Here is an 18,706-nt window from a genome sequence, read left to right as displayed (position 1 = left end):
TCCGACAAACGCCTCGATCGGAGGTATCCCATGTCCGATGTCAAACCGATCCCCGAGGGATATCCGGTGGTCTCTCCCGGGTTGGCGATCGACGGCGCGGCCGCCGCCATCGACTTCTACAAGAACATCTTCGGCGCATCCGAGCGGATGCGCATGCCGGGACCGGACGGCAAGGTCGCGCACTGCGAACTCATGTTCGGCAACTCGCTCATCATGGTCGGCGATCCGGCTCCCGATATGGATTTCCTGGACCCGAAGACGGTCGGCGGCACTCCCGTCAACCTGTACGTCTATGTCGAGGACGCCGACGCCGCCCACGCCGCGGCCCTCGCCGCGGGCGCCAAGGAACTCACGCCCATGACCACTCAGTTCTACGGTGATCGCAGTGGTGCGTTCGAGGACCCGTGGGGCCACCGGTGGACCGTGGCCACCCATGTCGAGGATGTCCCGCCGGACGAGATGGACCGGCGGATGGCCGAACTGTTCGGCACCTGACCTGTGCTCGGGCGGTAGGCCGCGCGGCAGATATGCCGCGCGGCGCGGACCGATGTGTGCCGGGGACCTATCCGAGCACGATCGAGTCACCCTCGACGTGAACCGCTTTCGCGGCGAGCGGGCGGGTAGCCGGGCCGTTGACCACCGAGCCGTCGAGGCCGAACTTACTGCCGTGGCAGGCGCAGTTGATGGTGCCGCCGGATACCGTGGCAACCTTGCAGCCCGCATGCGTGCAGGTCGAGTCCAAGCCGACGAATGTACCGGCATTCGGCTGGGTCACCACCACATCGCCCTTGATCACACCGCCGCCGACCGGTACCTCGGAGCTCGAGGCGATGGCGTTCGGACTCGGTTGTCCGGCGGCCACATTCGGTCCGGCCGATCCCGCGGCGGGTTTGGGTGCTTCGGCTCGGGCGGTGTCGTCCTTGCCGTAGGTGCTGCACGCGGTCAGCGCGGCCGCGGCGGCGGCCGCACTCGCACTCGCGATCACGACGGTACGGCGGTTGAGAACGAGATCATTGTTGGTCATAGCGGACTCCGATCAGAAGGGTCAGAAGGTAATGCCGTTGTGCTGGAAGAACCACAGGCCCGAGGTGAGCCACAGACCGGTCAGCCCGGTCAGCACCAGACCGCCCGCGACCGGAATAACCCAGCCGGGCAGCCCCTTTCGGGTCAATAGCAGCATTTTGGCGACGAACGCCCCGTAGAAGAAACAGCCGAACAGGGAATGGATCAGCACGCGGTTCTCGTAGTCCTGAAAACCCAGCGCGTACAGGCAGTGCACGGCGACCGGAACGGTAACGAGTACGGCCAGGCGGCCCGACCACACATGGACGGTGCCGATCCACGGCGGGGTCTCGGCGAAAAGCGCGTCGAATTTGCCGTACATGGCCAGCGCCGAGACGAATTGGAACAGCGCGAGTGCGGTGGCGAGGGTGGCCAGCCAGGTTTTCACCGCCACCGGACTGGAGAATCCAGCCACGTTGATCGAAAAGAACCGCGGATCATGCTGTTTCGCGTACACGCCGAGCAATACCGAAACCGCCGCGCCCACGAGCAGCGCAATGACGATGCCCGCCGCCGATGCCCGGCTCGGATTCACCCGGACCGTCGGTGCTTCTCGATCAGCCGACACTGTCACCACCACTTACCTTGTTCGCCGTGACCTTCTTGCCGTTGACGACGGCGGTCGCATCGGATGCGAGGGCGACCGCCGGTGCGGTGGAGCCGTCCGGATTGCGCTGGACGCCGGTGACCCCACCGTTCGCGTCGACGATCCAGCTCTGGCGGGTTCCGGCCGCGCTGTAGATATAGAGTCCGGCGGGCGGTTGTACCGGGGCGGCAGTGTAAGTCCACTGCTTGCCGGCGATCCCGAGGGTGCCCTGCACCGTTGCACCATCGAAGGTGCCGGTCAGTTCGGCGTCGTCCTTGCCGGTGAGCTGCAGGGATCCGTTCGTCGCGCTGCCACGCAGCCAGGATTCGATCGACTTGCCGTCACAGGCGTAGGCGATGGCCTTATCACCCGCGACGGTGATCTCGAGGGTGATGGTGCCGCCCGATGCCAGCGGAATCCTGCCGACGTAGTCGGCCTTGGCCGGGAAGGGTGCGGTCGCGGGAGCAGCGGTGGTCGGTGGTGCCTGCGTCGTGGGCACGGTGGTGGTGGCCACCGTGTTCGTCTTCGCCGCTGGCGGTTCGGTGTCCTTGGACATATTGATGACCAAGAGGACGAGGCCGAGTACAGCCACTGCCGCCAGGGTGAGCCACGGTCCCAGTCGTCTCATAGGGGTCTCCTCGATGTGCGGCCGCCGGGTGCCGCTGTTCGCATTGTCTACGTGGTAGACCCGTCCAACGGTTCAAACCGACATTCGCGACATTCGTCGAGCGGCGTGTCACACATGTGTCGGTTCTTACCGATCAGTCAGTGAGGCAAGCCTTCTAGCAGGGCGAATCGGTCGCCAGGCGACGCTGCCGGAAGCTGCCATCCGCTTTCCGTTGCGGTGCAACCGGTACCGGCGTCGGCGGTCGTTGCATTTCACATGGTCGGCATGATGTTCGAAAGCGCAGGAATGCCATCGGAATTCTTCGCGTCCCGGCGGAACCGGGCCGATGCCCCGCCGTCGCCGGAATCGGGCTCGATCTGCTGCATTACCGACGGAGTTGACCTGCCGCTGGCGGAGTGGTGATCGCAGCGGCGAGGTCACTTGCTTGCGCTGGACCCAGATCGGCACACTTGCGTAGGCGGTGTTGAAGGCTGAATCACCCAGGGCGGCACGAACTTTGGCGATAGGACGGTCGATGTCGTGGCGTTCGGCGCAGAGCAGGGGGATGTCGTTGATGACGCGGATGGCCTCGGCGGTGCCCAAGAGGGTTGCGGTGGTTTCGTATTCGCCCAGTTCGGCGGCCAGCGCGGCGATGGCGAAGGTGGTGTCGCGGGGCGCGGCGATGCGTTGTGCGCCGTCGAGGGCGGATAGATGCAGAGCGAGGGCGGCGGTCGGGTCGCGGTGTTCGAGGAGCGATCCCGACGGTGGCGTGCCGCCGACGCGGCGGGGCGGACCCGGTCCCCCTCATCATTGCGGTGGCCGGGTCCGCCCGGAAGCGTCGCCTAGCCGCGGGCGATGGCCTCGAAGACCTTCGGGTCGACGAGGGTCGACGTATCGCCGAGTTGGCGACCCTCTGCGACATCGCGGAGTAGACGGCGCATGATCTTGCCGCTGCGGGTTTTCGGGAGTTCCGGGACGATGTGGACTTCCCTGGGGCGGGCGATGGGGCTGATCTCCCGGGAGACGGCGGCTTTCAACTCACCGATCAGTGCATCGCCGGAATTGTGCGCACCCGCGGTGAGGATGACGAAGGCGACGATGGCCTGGCCGGTGGTGGCGTCGTTCGCGCCGACCACCGCGGCCTCCGCGACCGACGGATGCCCGACGAGCGCGGATTCGACTTCGGCGGTGGAGATCCGGTGCCCGGAGACATTCATGACATCGTCGACTCGGCCGAGCACCCAGAGGTCGCCGTCGTCGTCGAGCTTGGCGCCGTCACCGGCGAAATACCAACCGCGATCGGCGAATCGGTCCCAATAGGTCTCGCGGAACCGATCCATATCACCCCAGATGCCGCGCAGCATCGAGGGCCACGGCTGATCGAGTACCAGCAGTCCGGAGCGGCCGTGGTCGAGTTCGCCGCCGTCGTCATCGACGATCTTCGCGCTGATGCCGGGCAGCGGGGTCATGGCCGCACCCGGTTTGGCGGCCGTGACACCGGGCAGCGGGGAGATCATGATGGCGCCGGTCTCGGTCTGCCACCAGGTGTCGACGATGGGAGTCCGGTTGCCGCCCAGTACCTCTCGGTACCAGCGCCACGCCTCCGGATTGATCGGTTCGCCGACGCTGCCGAGCAACCGCAGCGAGGACAGCTCGTGCGCGTCCGGGATCTGGCGGCCCCACTTCATGAAGGTCCGCACCAGCGTGGGGGCGGTGTAGTAGATGGTGACGCCGTACTTTTCGATGATGTCGAAATGCCGGTGCTCATCGGGGGAGTTGGGTGTGCCCTCGTAGACGACCTGGGTGGCACGGTTGGCCAGCGGGCCGTAGACGATATAGCTGTGTCCGGTGACCCAGCCGATATCGGCGGTGCACCAGTAAACGTCTTGTCCCGCTTTGTGATCGAAGACGTTGTGGTGGGTGTAGGCGGCCTGGGTGAGGTAGCCGCCGGTGCTGTGCAGGATGCCCTTGGGCTTTCCGGTGGTGCCGGAGGTGTAGAGGATGAACAGCGGATGCTCGGCGTCGAAGGCCTGAGCTCGATGATCGGGGGCGGCGTCGGTGACGGTGTCGTGCCACCACAGATCGCGTCCCTCGGTCCATGGGACCTCGATATTGGTGCGGCGCACCACGAGTACGTGCTCGACGGTGTGCGCACCATCGGCCAGCGCCTCGTCGACAGCGGTCTTGAGCGGCGCCGCCGTACCGCGCCGCCACTGCCCGTCGGTGGTGATCACCAGACGCGCACCGGCGTCATCGACACGCTGACGCAAGGCCGTCGGCGAGAAACCGGCGAATACCACCGAATGTGTGAGCCCGAGCCGGGCGCAGGCCAGCATCGAGACGACGGCCTCGGGAACCATCGGCATGTAGATGGCGACACGATCGCCGGTCCGCAGCCCGAGTTCGGTGAAATAGTTTGCCGCCCTGGAGACTTCGGCCAGCAATTCGCCGTAGGTGATATCTCGGGAGTCGCCCGGTTCGCCTTCCCAATGGATGGCGACCTGATCGCCGTATCCGTCGAGCACATGGCGGTCCACGCAGTTGTAGGCGACATTGAGCTTGCCGTCGACGAACCACTTCGCGACGGGTGCGTCGCTCCAGTCGAGCACCCGCGTCCACGGCTGATGCCAGTGCAACCGCCGAGCCTGCTCGGCCCAGAACTCCAGCCGATCGGTGGCGGCAAGGTCATACAGCGCACCCGAAGCGTTCGCGTTCGCGGCGAACTCCGCATCCGGCGGGTAGGTGGTCGGGTCGGTGGTTGCACTGGTCGACGTCGATCTCTCCTATCGAAACAGCAAGGGCGGCAAGTCAGCCGGATGCGCTCAGTGCACAACTGCCTTCTCGGCGCCGACGCCGGTGAGCGAGCGAACCTCCATCTCGGCGTGCTTCGCCGGATCCTCCGGCATCCGCCCGCCCAGGAAGGTGCCGACCACACCGAGCACGAAAGCCAGTGGGATGGACACGATTCCGGGGTTCGACAACGGGAACCAGTCGAAGTCCGAACCCGGAATCATCGAGGTCTTCGTGCCGGATACCGCCGGGGAGAACACGATCAGCACAATGGTCGAGATCAGACCGCCGTACATGCTGAACAGCGCACCGGTGGTGTTGAATCGCTTCCAGAACAGCGAGAACACGATGGTCGGCAGATTCGCCGCCGCCGCGACCGCGAAGGCGAGCGCCACCAGGAACGCGATGTTCTGGCCGTTGGCCAGGATGCCGAGCCCGATGGCCAGCGCACCGATCACGACCGCGGTGATCCGCGAAACCCTGACTTGCTTGTTCTCGTCGACATTGCCTTTCTTGAGCACGCTGGCGTAGATGTCGTGCGCGAACGACGCCGACGCGGTAATGGTCAGACCCGCGACGACCGCCAGGATGGTGGCGAAGGCAACCGCTGAGATGATGCCGAGCAGGATCACGCCGCCGAGTTCGAAGGCCAGCAGCGGAGCTGCCGAATTCTGGCCGCCCGCCGAGGCGAGGATGCGGTCCGGTCCGACGATGGCGGCCGCGCCGTAGCCGAGCACCAGGGTGAACAGGTAGAACGCGCCGATCAGGCCGATCGCCCAAACCACCGAGCGGCGTGCTTCTTTCGCGGTCGGCACGGTGTAGAAGCGCATCAGCACATGTGGCAGACCCGCGGTGCCGAGCACCAGGGCCAGGCCGAGGGATATGAAGTTCAGCTTGGAGGTCGCGTTGCCGCCGTACTGGGCGCCGGGGGCGAGTACGTCACGGGCGGCCACGCCCTTGGACTTGGATCCGTGCACCGCATCCTGGGCCGAGCCGAGGATATCGGAGAAGTTGAAGCCGAATTTGGCGAACACCATCACGGTCATCAGCGCCGCGCCGGTGATCAGCAGCACCGCCTTGATGATCTGCACCCATGTGGTGCCCTTCATGCCGCCGACCAGCACATAGACGATCATCAGCACGCCGACCACGGCGATTACGATGCTCTGTCCGGTCTTGTCCGAGATGTCGAGCAGCAGCGCGACCAGACCGCCGGCGCCCGCCATCTGCGCCAGCAGATAGAACAGCGAGACCGCGAGGGTGGTCAGCGCGGCGGCGGTGCGGACCGGACCTTCCTTCAGTCGGAAGCTCAGCACATCGGCCATCGTGAATTTACCGGTGTTCCTGAGCATTTCGGCGACCAGCAGCAGCGCGACCAACCACGCCACCAGGAAGCCGATGGAGTACAGGAATCCGTCGTAGCCGTATACCGCGATGGCGCCCGCAATGCCGAGAAAGCTTGCGGCGGAAAGATAGTCGCCCGCGATGGCGATACCGTTCTGCGGTCCGGAGAAGCCGCGGCCGCCGGTGAAGTAGTCGGCGGCGGTGCGGTTGTTGCGGCTGGCCCGGATCACTACGACCATCGTGATCGCCACGAACAGGCCGAAGATGGCGATATTCGCGCCGGGATTGCCGACCGTCGCGGCGGCAAGGTATTGCTCGTTCACGCCTGGCCTCCCTCGAGGTAGTCGCGGATCGACGCGGCGCGCGGATCCAGTTCCTTATTGGCGAACCGGACATAGAGCCAAGTGATCACGAACGTCGATACGAACTGACCGAGGCCGAGCAGCAGGCCGAGGTTGACGTTGCCGATGACCTCGGTGGCCATGAAGTCGTGCGCGTATGCGCCCAGTAGTACGTAGCTGAGGTACCAGACCAGGAACAGCGCTGTCATCGGAAAGACGAAGCGGCGCAACCGACTTCGTAATTCCTGGAATTGGGGACTCGACTGGACGGCGGCGAAATCCTCCGCCGTCGGCGTGCGCCGCGGTGGCGTGCCATCTTTGTCGAGGTCGATACTGGTCATCGCAGGGTCCTAGCGTGTGACGTGGCTTACTACCCGCCGACCATAAAGGGACCTTTGTGAGCGAATCATGATGTGGCGTGGGTCACTCCGTGAAGGCCCTCGATTGTGCGGTGAACGGTCGGCAGGCCGCGACGAACGGTCGGCGGTCAGCTCGACCGCAGCACCCGCTCACGGTCCGCGCCCATACCGAGCCGCTCGGGTGCGTGCATGCGGACGAAGATTCTCCCGATCCGGCGTGCGCTCTGCCCCGGCGTCAGCTTGCTGACCAGGATCATCGCCGCGAATGCCAACGGCACACTGATCGCCGCCGGATAGCCGAGTATCGCGGCCAGCCAGCCGTCCGCAAGCTCATCGGAGATTCCACCGGTCACCGACACCACCGTCGCCGCGCCCGCGGCCGACCCGCCGACGATCAGTCCGGTCGCCGCGCCCTTCGCCGTCAGACCGCGCCACCAGATGCCGAGTACCAGCAGCGGGCACAGCGTCGAGGCGGCCACCGAGAAGGCGAGTGCGACAGTGCGGGACAGATCCAGCGACACCACCGTGAGCGATAGGCCGAGGGGCACGGCACCGGCGAAGAGCGCGGCGGCCCGGAAATCGCGAATCCGCCCGCGCAGCATATCGGTACTGAGCACGCCCGCGATGCTGACCAGCAGTCCGGACGAGGTGGACAGAAATGCCGCGATCGCACCCGCGGCCACCAGTGCCGCCAACAGTTGCCCGGGTAGGCCCGCGAGCACGGACCCGGGTAGCAGCACCACTGCGGCATCGGAGGTGCCGGTGATCAGCAGTTGCGGCACATACAGCCGTGCGAACACCCCGAGCAGGATGGGGAACAGGTAGAACAATCCGACCAGGCCGATCACCGCGAGCGCGGTCGTGCGCGCCGCCCGGCCATCCGGATTCGTGTAGAACCGCACCAGCACATGCGGTAGCCCCATGGTCCCGAGGAAAGTGGCGATGATCAGCGAATAGACCTGGTATGTCGGATGTGTGCCGCCGAATCCGCCACCGGGCGCCAACCAGGCCGCGCCGTCGGTCGGCGCTCCGGCCACCACTGGCACGGCCGAGCCCGCCTCCAGGGTCAGCTCGGTGCCCGCCGCCAGTTCGTGCCCGCCCGGCGTCAGCAGGACCGGACCGTCCACTGCGCGACCGTCGAGCGTGCCGGTGACCGAAACCTGTTGTGGCGCATCGATTCGAACCACGACGCCGGTGCTGACGTCCACCGTGGTGCGCTCGGTGACCACCGGGGGAGCGGGCGTGCCGAGTTCGCGATCCTCGGCCAGGAAATGACCGAGCAGTACCAGCGCCGGGATCGCGACCGCGGTCAGCTTCAACCAGTACTGGAAGGCTTGCACCAGTGTGATCGACCGCATGCCGCCACCAGCGACATTGGCGATGATGATCGCGCCGACGGCCACCGCGCCGACCCATTTCGGCACATTCAGCAGAATGTGCAGCGTCAGCCCCGCGCCCTGGAACTGCGGGATGAGGTACACCCCGCAGACCAGTACCACCACGACCGCCGCCAGCCTGCGCAACCGCAGCGACCCGAGCCGGAACTCCGCGAAGTCCGGCACCGTATACGCCCCGGATCGCCGCAGCGGAGCCGCAACGAACAACAGCAGCCCGAGATATCCCGCAGTGAACCCGACCGGATACCACAGCGCGTCCGCACCGTATTTCGCGATCAGCCCGGCGACGCCGAGAAAGGAAGCGGCCGAAAGGTATTCACCAGAGATTGCCGCGGCATTCCAGCGGGGGCCGACGCTGCGCGAGGCGACCAGGAAATCAGAGGTGGTGCGCGCCAATCGAACACCGTAGATGCCGATCGCGACAGTAGCCAGCGCGGCGAACAGCAGCGCGAGCACCGTCAGCGCTGGCGCCGTCGGGGTGCTCACGGCATGCCTGCGTGCGATCCGCTATCCGGACGACAGCGCGCAGGGGCGGGCCGTGCTGCGGCACGGCCCCTTTCGTCGCTGCCAACCGAACTCCTGCCCATCCGAGCGGTGCGTGGATATTCGGCGGGGCGACGGTGGGCCAGCGGTATTGCGATGGGGGACATCGAGTCAGTCCTCGGCCAATTCCAGGAAGTCCTGTTCGTTGCGTTCGGCCAGGCGGACGTACAGCCGCCCGACGCCGTACAGCACCGGATACACGGCAACGCCGAGCAGCAACCACGGCAGCCGGACCCCGAGCACGATGAACGAACCGACCGAACCGAGGCGGAAGAGCAGGGGGAGCGAACACAATAGGAGGACCATGACCAATCCGACCCGCAGCGCCAGCCCCAGCTGGGCCCGGATCAGCCCACCGATCAACGCTGCACCGATCTCGGTCTGCTCGACCACCTCTGTGCGGGTCCGCGCGCGGCGCGCACCGCGGCGTTCGGCGAGTACGACGCGCTGGCGGGTCGGGCGGTGCTGCGGTGTGGTCACGGATTCGTCCACTGCTGGCGCGGCCCGTGCACCAGGCGCTGCTTCAGCTCGCGCACCTGCCGACGGCTGACCGGCAATTCCACCGCCGCGGCATGACCGTCGCCCCGCAGCCGGACCACCGTCGCGTTGCCGACCGTACGCAGCCCGGTCACCAGCCGCAGCGCCACCAGATACGACCGGTGTACCCGCAGGAACCCGGCGTTCTCCCAGCGGGATTCCAACGCCGACAAGGGAATCCGCACCAGATGTGAACCCGCGTTGGTATGCAGCCTGGCGTAATCGCCGTCCGCCTCCACCCAGCTCACGCTCGACCGGTGCACCAAGGTGGTGACCCCGGCCAACTCCACCGGGATGACCTCGCTGGGATCGGCCTGCGGTTGCGCAATGGCCGGTGCGGCACTGCGCGCTCCCGCGATCCGGCGCACCGCCTCGGCCAGCCGCGCCTCGCGCAGCGGTTTCAACAGATAGTCCACCGCCCCGAGATCGAACGCCGCGATCGCGCGATCGTCGTGCGCCGTCACGAAGACCACGGCGGGCGGGTTGGCGAACTCCGACAGGATCCCCGCCAACTCCATCCCGTCCAACCCGGGCATATTGATATCGAGGAACACCGCATCGATCGGATGGGCGCGCATCAGCCGCAGCGCACTGGTCGCATCACCCGCGCTGTGGATCCCCCCGACGCCCGGTTGCGCGCGCAGCAAATAGACCAGCTCGTCCAGAGCGGGCTTCTCGTCGTCCACGGCGAGCACGCGCAGTGCGGCGGCCTGGTCGGTGGTCCGGGTCACAGTCGTTCCATGGTAAGGGGCGGGCTGGAACCGCCGGTCCGGATGCCCCAGTCGGGGCGAAAACCGTCGACACACCGTTATTCGGGCATGGGCCGCGCATCCCTGTTCGCGACCACACCCGCGCGATCGCACGGGTGACGAACCGGGGTGTGCGGTGCCTGGAGTCAGGCCTGGATGCCCGCGCGGAATTTCGGGACGCGGAGGCTGACCTTGGTGCCCGCGCCGGGGGCGGTCTCCACGATCAGCCCGTAGTCATTGCCGAAGGCGGCGCGCAGCCGGTCGTCGACATTGGCCAGACCCACATGCGCGGATTCGCCGGAACCCGCTGGGCCGGTACCGGTTTCGATGGCATCGAGCGCACCGGACCGCAGCAGATCCGGATCCATGCCGATCCCGTCGTCCTCGACGCTGATCACACAATCGATGCCCGCATCGGCCGCGACAATGGTCACCGTGCCGCCGCGCGTGGCTCCGGCCAAACCGTGTCGAACGGCGTTCTCCACCAGCGGTTGCAGCGCGAGGAACGGCAGCACGACGCCGAGCACCTCGGGTGCGATCTGCAACCGCACCTCCAGCGCGTCACCGAACCGGGCGCGTTCCAACGCCAGATACCGCTCGATATTGCGCAGTTCGTCGGACAGGACCGTGAATTCGCCAGCGGCGCGGAAGGAATACCGGGTGAAGTCCGCGAACTCCAGGATCAGCTCGCGGGCCCGATCCGGATCGGTACGCACGAAGGAGGCAACGGTATTGAGCGCGTTATAGATGAAGTGCGGGCTGATCTGTGCCCGCAGTGCCCGCACCTCGGCCCGATCGAGCCGGGCCCGCGACGCGTCCAGCTCCGCCAATTCCAGCTGCCCGCAGGCATATCGCGCCACCTCCGCGACCGCGCCCAGCCGTCCCGGCTCCGGCTTTCCGGTGGTCACCACCCCCAAAGCCCCCGCCACCCCGCCGTTTTCGATGAGCAGCGGTTGCGCGATCAACGTTCGCCCGGCATGTTCGCCCCGACCGGGCCCCGACACCAGCACCGGCCGCTCGGTCGCCACCGCCCGCCGGGCCGCGTCGGCGAAGGGTTCGGCCAGATCCGAATGCGGCCCGTCCCAAGCCAGCAGCGTGCCGTCCGGATCGGCAACGCCCAACGCGTCGGCTCCGGTGAGCGCCCGCAGATGCGGCGCGGCTTCCTGGGCAGACCGATCGTTCAAACCCTGTCGTAACGGCCGCGCGGCCAGCGACGCCGTATGCAGTGCGGTATATACCGCTCGCTCGGCCGGAGTGGTCACCACCCGCCGGGTACGCGACCAGACCAGCAGTGCGCCGACGATCAATACCGCCCCGGCGACGACAGCGATAGCGGCGGTCGTCATCGCGGACCCACTGAACAGTTCCGCCGCTGCCACCTCATCGCCCGATTATCGTCGTGACCCCATCGCATACGGGGCCGACCGCGTCGAACGGACGTCGGTGCCGGCACGATCCGCACCCGCTCTCGGGATCGGCACTCCTTGTGGGCGCCCGCAAAACAGAGCCGATCCGAGAAAGCTTGCGACCAACAGCCGCCGATCGTCGATTCGCGAGGACGGAGCTCAGGTGCCGAATACAGTCTTCCTCGTGACCGCGGGCTACTCCGGAACTCCTCTGGCCAAGAAGATCGGCATCAAACCCGGTCACCGGGTGGTGCTGCGACATGCGCCGGTGCGCTGGCGGATTCCCGATCTGCCAGCGGATGTCGCGATCGCCACCGACGCTCCCGAGGCCGCGGATATCGTCCTCGCGTTCTACCGCACCCGCGCCGACCTGGCCAATGAGGCACCGGAACTCGCCGCCCGACTGACGCCGGGCGCGATGCTGTGGATCGCCTGGCCGCGCAAGGCGGGCGGGCACGTCAGCGATATCGCCGAAAACGATCTGCGCGAGCTGCTGCTGCCCATCGGCGTCGTCGACATCAAGGTGGCCGCGCTCGACAATGACTGGTCCGGCTTGAAATTCGTCTGGCGCAAGCGCGCTTGAGCGAGGGCTCGCGTAGTGTCGAGCGATCCGCGGACCACCCCACTGTCGCGGAAATCGGACAGCCGTAGCGGGGGTCGCGAGACGCGCCGGTGATCTTCACCACCGACACGCCGGGCACCTGCGCAAGCCCGGCGCGGCAGGCCGAACTCGTCGGTGGGGACCCCTAGAATCGCTACACCAACCCCCGTCGAGACCTTGGGAGGAAGGACCGTCTTGGCCGCCTCGTCCGGATCGTTCGTTCACCTGCACAATCACACCGAGTACTCCATGCTCGATGGTGCGGCCAAAATCTCTCCGCTCTTCGCCGAGGCAAATCGGCTGGGAATGAACGCGGTCGGTATGACCGACCACGGCAATATGTACGGGGCCTCGGAGTTCTACAACTCCGCCAAGAAGGCCGACATCAAGCCGATCATCGGTATCGAGGCCTACATCGCGCCGGCTTCGCGGTTCGACACCAAGCGCGTGCAGTGGGGCGATCCGAGCCAGAAGGGCGACGACGTCTCGGGCTCCGGCGCGTACACGCATATGACCATGGTCGCGGAGAACGCGACCGGTCTGCACAACCTGTTCAAGCTGTCCTCGCTCGCCTCGCTGGAGGGTCAGCTCGGCAAGTGGGCGCGCATGGACGAGGAGATCATCGCCGAACATGCCCAGGGCATCATCGCCACCACCGGCTGCCCGTCGGGCGAGGTGCAGACCCGCCTGCGCCTGGGCCACGACCGCGAGGCATTGGAGGCGGCGGCCAAGTGGCAGGAGATCTTCGGACCGGACAATTTCTTCCTGGAGATCATGGATCATGGCCTGTCCATCGAGCGCCGGGTCCGCGAGGGATTGCTCGAGATCGGCAAGAAGCTCTCGATCCCGCCGCTGGCCACCAACGACTGCCACTACGTCACCAAGGACGCCTCGACCAATCACGAGGCGCTGCTGTGCATCCAGACCGGTAAAACACTCAGCGACCCAACGCGTTTCAAGTTCGACGGCGACGGCTACTACCTGAAGTCCGCGCAGGAGATGCGGGCGATCTGGGATAACGAGGTGCCCGGCGCCTGCGATTCGACCCTCTTGATCGCCGAGCGGGTCCAGCCCTACGACGAGGTGTGGCAGCACCGCGACCGGATGCCGATCTTCCCGGTGCCCGACGGGCACGACCAGGCCAGCTGGCTGCGCCGCGAGGTCGACCTCGGGCTGCGGCGCCGCTTCCCGGACGGCGCGCCCCAGGACTATCTGGACCGGGCCCGATACGAGATCGGCGTCATCCTGGAGATGGGCTTCCCGGCCTACTTCCTCGTGGTCGGCGACCTGATCAATCACGCGCGCGATGTCGGCATCCGCGTCGGTCCCGGCCGTGGTTCGGCGGCCGGTTCGCTGGTCGCCTACGCACTCGGCATCACCAATATCGACCCGATTCCGCACGGTCTGCTCTTCGAGCGTTTCCTCAATCCCGAGCGCGTCTCGATGCCCGATATCGATATCGACTTCGACGATCGCCGCCGCGGTGAGATGGTCCGCTACGCGAGTGAGAAGTGGGGCACCGACCGGGTCGCGCAGGTCATCACCTTCGGCACCATCAAGACCAAGGCCGCCATCAAGGACTCCGCGCGAGTGCTGTTCGGTCAGCCGGGTTTCGCCATCGCCGACCAGATCACCAAGGCGCTGCCACCGCCGATCATGGCCAAGGACATCTCGGTGTCCGGCATCACCGATCCGGAGCATGAGCGGTACAAGGAAGCCGCCGAGGTTCGCGAGCTCATCGCCAGCAATCCCGATGTCGCGAAGATCTACCAGACCGCGCGCGGCCTCGAGGGCCTGATCCGCAACGCGGGCGTACACGCTTGCGCGGTCATCATGTCCTGCGATCCGCTCACCGACGCGATTCCGGTGTGGAAGCGGCCTCAGGACGGTGCGCTCATCACCGGTTGGGACTATCCATCGTGTGAGGCCATCGGCCTGCTGAAGATGGACTTCCTCGGTCTGCGCAACCTGACGGTGATCGGTGACGCGCTGGAGAATATCCAGGCCAACCGCGGCATCGATCTGGATATGGACCGGTTGCCGCTCGACGATTCGCTCACCTACGAATTGCTTTCGCGCGGTGACACTCTCGGCGTATTCCAGCTCGACGGTGGGCCTATGCGTGACCTGCTGCGCCGCATGCAGCCGACCGCGTTCGAGGACATCGTGGCCGTCGGCGCGCTGTACCGCCCCGGCCCGATGGGCATGAACGCGCACAACGACTACGCCGACCGCAAGAACGACCGGCAAGAGGTCAAGCCGATCCATCCGGAGCTGGAGGAGCCGCTCAAGGAAATCCTCGGCGAGACCTATGGCCTGATCGTCTACCAAGAGCAGATCATGCATGTCGCGCAGAAAGTGGCCGGCTACTCGCTCGGTCGAGCAGATATTCTGCGCCGCGCGATGGGTAAGAAGAAGGCCGAGGTGCTGGCCGCGGAGTTCGAGGGCTTCGAGGAGGGCATGCAGGGCAACGGATATTCCAAGGCGGCCATCAAGGCGCTGTGGGACACCATCCTTCCGTTCGCCGGTTACGCGTTCAACAAATCGCACGCCGCCGCCTACGGCCTGATCTCCTATTGGACCGCCTATCTCAAAGCGAACTATCCCGCCGAATACATGGCGGCCCTGCTCACCTCCGTCGGCGACGATAAGGACAAGGCCGCGGTCTACCTGTCGGATTGCCGCCGCCTGGGCATCACCGTGCTGCCGCCGGACGTCAACGAATCCGAGTTGAACTTCGCCTCGGTGGGTAAGGACATCCGGTTCGGTCTCGGCGCGGTGCGCAATGTCGGCGCCAACGTCGTCACCTCGATCATCCAGGCGCGCAAGGAGAAGTCGAAGTTCACCGACTTCTCCGACTATCTGAACAAGATCGACGCCATCGCCTGCACCAAGAAGGTCACCGAATCGCTCATCAAGGCAGGCGGATTCGACTCGCTCGGGCATCCGCGCAAGGGTCTGCTGCTGATCCACTCCGACGCCATCGACGCGGTGATGTCCACCAAGAAGGCCGAGGCGATCGGCCAGTTCGACCTGTTCGGCGGGCTGGACGACGGTGACGATTCGGTGGCCTCGGTTTTCAATGTCAAGGTGCCCGAGGACGAGTGGGAAACCAAGCACAAGCTGGCACTCGAGCGCGAAATGCTCGGCCTGTACGTGTCCGGGCATCCGCTCAACGGTGTCGAACATGTGCTTGCGGCACAGGCGGATACGCCGATTCCCACCATTCTCGAGGGCGATATCAAGGACGGCGCCCAGGTGACCATCGGCGGCATTCTCGCCTCGGTCAACCGCCGCATCAATAAGAACGGGCTCGCCTGGGCCTCGGCCCAGATCGAGGATCTGACCGGTGGTATCGAGGTGCTGTTCTTCCCGCAGGCCTATTCGGTCTACGGCGCGGATGTGGTGGAGGACGCGGTCGTCCTGGTGAAGGCCCGGGTGTCGGTGCGCGACGATCGAATCTCGTTGATCGCCAACGATCTCGCAGTCCCCGACCTCTCCTCGATCGGCGTGGCCAAGCCGCTCGCGGTGGTCATGCCCACCCGCCTGTGCACGCCCGACAAGATCGGCGAACTCAAGCGCATCCTGTCCAGGCATCCGGGTACCGCGGACGTCCACATCCGCCATGTGGGCGCGCGCGACAATACGTCACTGTGGAAATTGGCCGACAGCCTACGGGTTTCGCCGTCCTCGGCCCTGATGGGTGACCTGAAGGCCCTGCTCGGCCCCGGCTGCCTCGCGGGTTAGCCCGCACCTGTTGTCACCGAACAGCCGAATGCCCGGACCCGCATGCAGGTCCGGGCATTCGACATCGAGAGGCGTTGCGGCGGATGCCATAGAGCGTCAGCACCAACGGAATCCAGTTATGGCGAGACCGCGACACCCAACGAGAGTGCGGCGATGAACTTGGGGCCGTCGGCGTAGAACTCGTCGAGGTCGCGGATCTCGAATCCGGCGGTCTCGACGATGCTGCGGATATCCCGGTCGAGATTGCAGCCGCCCGCAACGGCCTTCTCGATCGGATTCAGACGGTGTTGCCACACCTGGACACTCGGATCCGGTGCCAGACCGTGTTCGACGAAGTGCATGGTTCCACCGGGGACGAGCACCCTGCGCATCTCGGCCAGCGCGGCCGCGATATCCGGAATCGTGCACATCGTCCAGGTCGAGAGGGCGGAGTCGAAGCTGTTATCGGCGAAGGGCAGCGACTGCCCGTCGAGTCCGGCGCGTTCGATCGGCACGGTGGCCTTCGCGAGCCGTTTGCCCGCGAGCCGCCACCCGAGGTCGGCGGGTTCGACCGCGCTGACGGACTCGACGGTGGCTGGATAGAACGGGATATTCAGGCCGGATCCGAAGCCGATCTCCACCACGCGCCCGTGCAGTCCGGCGCAGGCGCGCTGGCGCTGCGGATTGTTGAGCTTGGTTCCGCAGGCCAGATTCACCAGCCGCGGTACGACCTGATCGCTGTAGATTCCCACACCTTCACTGTGTCAGGGTGTGCGCGCCGCAGGCAATGGTCAGCTGGTCGACAGGGCGCGTCGGATGTCGGCGGGCCGCACGGTGGACGGCATGCGATGCTGGCTCGGTGACCTTGTTCGAGGTGTGGGCCCCGCGACCGGAACGGGTGCGGGTCGAGGTCGACGGCAGCGCGCACCCGATGACGAGGTCCACGGACGGTTGGTGGCGGGCCGAGGTGCCCGCCGACGTCGGCACGCGCTACGGCTACCTGCTCGACGACGACCCGACCGTCCTGCCCGATCCCCGCTCGGCCAGACAGCCCGACGGTGTGCACGGCCGCTCGGCGGTGCACACCCTCGATCCGGTCGGGTGGACCGATGCGGGCTGGACCGGCCGCCCGCTCGCGGGCGCGATCCTCTACGAAATGCATCTGGGCACCTTCACCCTCGATGGCACCTTCGACGCCGCCATCGAACGCCTGGACCACCTGGTCGACCTCGGCGTCACCATGGTCGAACTGATGCCGGTCAATGCCTTCGACGGCGCCTGTAACTGGGGCTACGACGGCGTCCTCTGGTATGCGGTCCACGAGTCCTACGGTGGCCCCGACGGGCTGCAACGCTTCGTGAATGCCTGCCATGTCCGAGGTTTGGCGGTCGCGCTCGATGTCGTCTACAACCATCTCGGCCCCTCCGGCAACTACCTGCCCCGCTTCGCGCCCTACCTGACCGAGGGCCGCAACACCTGGGGCCAGAGCCTCAATCTGGATGGACCTGCCTCGGATCCGGTGCGCCGGTTCATCATCGACAACGCACTGCGCTGGCTGCGTGACTTTCACATCGACGCTCTGCGGCTGGATGCCGTGCACGCGCTGGTCGACCGCACCGCGACCCACGTACTCGCCGAACTGGCCACCGAGACCGAATGCCTTGCCGCACATGTGCGCAGACCGCTGTCGCTGATCGCGGAGAGCGACCTCAATGATCCGCGGCTCATCACCCCGCGCGCGGCGGGTGGTTACGGTCTGACCGGCCAGTGGAACGACGATCTGCACCACGCCCTGCACACTGCGGTCTCGGGTGAACGTCAGGGCTACTACGCCGATTTCGGCTCGCTGCGCTGTCTGGCACACACACTGACGCACGGATTCTTCCACGCCGAAACGTACTCCAGTTTCCGTGGCCGAATCCACGGCCGCCCCATCGATACTCGACTGAATCCGGCGAGCGCGTTACTGGCCTACACCTGCACCCACGATCAGATCGGCAACCGGGCGATCGGGGACCGCCCGAGCGCCTATCTCACCGACGGACAGCTGGCTATCAAGGCCGCGCTGGTGCTGATCTCGGCTTTTACGCCGATGCTGTTCATGGGGGAGGAGTGGGGCGCGCGCACTTCGTTCCAGTTCTTCACCTCGCATACCGATCCCGTCATCGGGGCCGCCACTGCGACCGGGCGCAAGGCCGAATTCGCCGAACACGGTTGGGACGCCGACGAGATACCGGATCCGCAGGACCCCGAAACGTTCCTGCGTTCGAAGCTCGATTGGTCCGAGCTCGAGCAGAACCGGCATGCAAGGCTACTTTCCTGCTATCAGAGACTGATCGGTTTGCGACGCGCACGGGTCGAGATCACCGACCCGTGGCTCATGCACGTCTCCGTCGACTACGACGAGGATGCTCGCTGGATCGCGGTACGCCGTGGCCCGTTGACATTGGTGTGCAATCTCGCCGAAGAGCAGGTCACCGTACCTATCACTGGCGTTTCCCTACTGTCGTGGGAGTCTGCGACCGAAGGCGTTTCCGCGACGGAGATACCGGGCCACTCCTTCGTGATACTCGAGAGCGGATGACGAAACCCTGCTCCGGTATTGCGATTACCGAAGAATCGCTGAATATAACTGTCCGAGACAGAATATTGCCGAGG

Annotated in this window: 15 protein-coding genes and 1 pseudogene; 5 read left to right on the top strand and 11 right to left on the bottom strand. The window is 66.0% G+C overall.

Going from position 1 to position 18,706, the window contains the following annotated elements:
- The first annotated feature begins 30 nt into the window (after positions 1-30).
- Positions 31-495, top strand: a complete 465-nt coding sequence (locus tag ACQP1G_RS32285; protein WP_433193416.1) for a VOC family protein — start codon at positions 31-33, stop codon at positions 493-495.
- 67 nt (positions 496-562) lie between these two features.
- Here ACQP1G_RS32285 and ACQP1G_RS32280 read toward each other — a convergent pair whose 3' ends face one another.
- From ACQP1G_RS32280 to ACQP1G_RS32270, 3 genes are read right to left on the bottom strand one after another with little or no spacing between them, the layout of a single operon-like run.
- Entirely contained in the window at positions 563-1,024 is a 462-nt protein-coding gene (locus tag ACQP1G_RS32280) for a Rieske (2Fe-2S) protein (protein WP_433193414.1), read from the bottom strand.
- Between the two features lie 21 nt (positions 1,025-1,045).
- The gene (locus tag ACQP1G_RS32275; protein ID WP_433209003.1) at positions 1,046-1,630 is read right to left on the bottom strand and encodes a DUF6529 family protein; all 585 of its coding nucleotides are present in this window, start codon (positions 1,628-1,630) and stop codon (positions 1,046-1,048) included.
- A complete protein-coding gene (locus ACQP1G_RS32270; RefSeq protein WP_433193413.1) occupies positions 1,620-2,276 on the bottom strand; it encodes a hypothetical protein in 657 nt (218 codons plus the stop codon). Before ACQP1G_RS32270 ends, ACQP1G_RS32275 begins: the two co-directional genes overlap by 11 nt.
- 519 nt (positions 2,277-2,795) lie before the next feature.
- Here ACQP1G_RS32270 and ACQP1G_RS32265 point away from each other — a divergent pair.
- The gene (locus ACQP1G_RS32265; RefSeq protein ID WP_433193412.1) at positions 2,796-2,966 is read left to right on the top strand and encodes a hypothetical protein; all 171 of its coding nucleotides are present in this window, start codon (positions 2,796-2,798) and stop codon (positions 2,964-2,966) included.
- Between the two features lie 131 nt (positions 2,967-3,097).
- On the opposite strand, the pseudogene acs reads toward ACQP1G_RS32265, so the two are convergent.
- The 7 genes and pseudogenes from acs to ACQP1G_RS32230 form a co-directional block, all read right to left on the bottom strand.
- A pseudogene (gene acs / locus ACQP1G_RS32260) lies at positions 3,098-5,005 on the bottom strand (acetate--CoA ligase); the annotation flags it as partial.
- Positions 5,006-5,077: 72 nt separating this feature from the next.
- Positions 5,078-6,712 carry a solute symporter family protein gene (locus ACQP1G_RS32255; RefSeq protein ID WP_433193411.1) on the bottom strand — a complete coding sequence of 545 codons (1,635 nt, stop codon included), beginning with the start codon at positions 6,710-6,712 and terminating at the stop codon, positions 5,078-5,080.
- The gene (locus ACQP1G_RS32250; RefSeq protein WP_433193410.1) at positions 6,709-7,071 is read right to left on the bottom strand and encodes a DUF485 domain-containing protein; all 363 of its coding nucleotides are present in this window, start codon (positions 7,069-7,071) and stop codon (positions 6,709-6,711) included. Before ACQP1G_RS32250 ends, ACQP1G_RS32255 begins: the two co-directional genes overlap by 4 nt.
- Positions 7,072-7,217: 146 nt before the next feature.
- The gene (locus tag ACQP1G_RS32245) at positions 7,218-8,972 is read right to left on the bottom strand and encodes a cation acetate symporter (protein ID WP_433193409.1); all 1,755 of its coding nucleotides are present in this window, start codon (positions 8,970-8,972) and stop codon (positions 7,218-7,220) included.
- Positions 8,973-9,140: 168 nt separating this feature from the next.
- Complete coding sequence (locus tag ACQP1G_RS32240; RefSeq protein WP_433193408.1) at positions 9,141-9,509, bottom strand: hypothetical protein; 369 nt, start codon at positions 9,507-9,509, stop codon at positions 9,141-9,143.
- Positions 9,506-10,297: a LytR/AlgR family response regulator transcription factor gene (locus ACQP1G_RS32235; RefSeq protein ID WP_433193407.1), complete on the bottom strand. Its 792-nt coding sequence runs from the start codon at positions 10,295-10,297 to the stop codon at positions 9,506-9,508. Before ACQP1G_RS32235 ends, ACQP1G_RS32240 begins: the two co-directional genes overlap by 4 nt.
- 164 nt (positions 10,298-10,461) lie before the next feature.
- The gene (locus tag ACQP1G_RS32230; protein WP_433193406.1) at positions 10,462-11,661 is read right to left on the bottom strand and encodes a histidine kinase; all 1,200 of its coding nucleotides are present in this window, start codon (positions 11,659-11,661) and stop codon (positions 10,462-10,464) included.
- Between the two features lie 223 nt (positions 11,662-11,884).
- Between ACQP1G_RS32230 and ACQP1G_RS32225 the strand changes: the two genes are divergently transcribed.
- Both ACQP1G_RS32225 and dnaE read left to right on the top strand, forming a co-directional pair.
- Entirely contained in the window at positions 11,885-12,304 is a 420-nt protein-coding gene (locus ACQP1G_RS32225; RefSeq protein ID WP_433193405.1) for a DUF3052 domain-containing protein, read from the top strand.
- Between the two features lie 213 nt (positions 12,305-12,517).
- The gene (gene dnaE, locus ACQP1G_RS32220) at positions 12,518-16,069 is read left to right on the top strand and encodes a DNA polymerase III subunit alpha (protein ID WP_433193404.1); all 3,552 of its coding nucleotides are present in this window, start codon (positions 12,518-12,520) and stop codon (positions 16,067-16,069) included.
- Between the two features lie 116 nt (positions 16,070-16,185).
- Here the strand turns inward: dnaE and ACQP1G_RS32215 are convergent, their stop codons facing one another.
- Positions 16,186-16,800 carry a class I SAM-dependent methyltransferase gene (locus ACQP1G_RS32215; RefSeq protein WP_433193403.1) on the bottom strand — a complete coding sequence of 205 codons (615 nt, stop codon included), beginning with the start codon at positions 16,798-16,800 and terminating at the stop codon, positions 16,186-16,188.
- 107 nt (positions 16,801-16,907) lie between these two features.
- On the opposite strand from ACQP1G_RS32215, the gene treZ reads away from it, so the two are divergent.
- Positions 16,908-18,632, top strand: a complete 1,725-nt coding sequence (gene treZ, locus ACQP1G_RS32210; RefSeq protein WP_433193401.1) for a malto-oligosyltrehalose trehalohydrolase — start codon at positions 16,908-16,910, stop codon at positions 18,630-18,632.
- The last annotated feature ends 74 nt before the right edge of the window (positions 18,633-18,706 follow it).

Source organism: Nocardia sp. CA-107356 (genome assembly GCF_050946365.1).
In the GTDB taxonomy this organism is placed as follows: Bacteria; Actinomycetota; Actinomycetes; order Mycobacteriales; family Mycobacteriaceae; genus Nocardia.
This window is presented reverse-complemented; position numbering and strand designations above follow the sequence as displayed.

Bases quoted from the DNA above. Each gene is read 5' to 3' on its own strand.
- ACQP1G_RS32270 (WP_433193413.1), bottom strand. From the start codon at position 2,276: ATGAGACGACTGGGACCGTGGCTCACCCTGGCGGCAGTGGCTGTACTC.
- ACQP1G_RS32280 (WP_433193414.1), bottom strand. From the start codon at position 1,024: ATGACCAACAATGATCTCGTTCTCAACCGCCGTACCGTCGTGATCGCG.
- ACQP1G_RS32250 (WP_433193410.1), bottom strand. From the start codon at position 7,071: ATGACCAGTATCGACCTCGACAAAGATGGCACGCCACCGCGGCGCACG.
- ACQP1G_RS32285 (WP_433193416.1), top strand. From the start codon at position 31: ATGTCCGATGTCAAACCGATCCCCGAGGGATATCCGGTGGTCTCTCCC.
- ACQP1G_RS32230 (WP_433193406.1), bottom strand. From the start codon at position 11,661: ATGACGACCGCCGCTATCGCTGTCGTCGCCGGGGCGGTATTGATCGTC.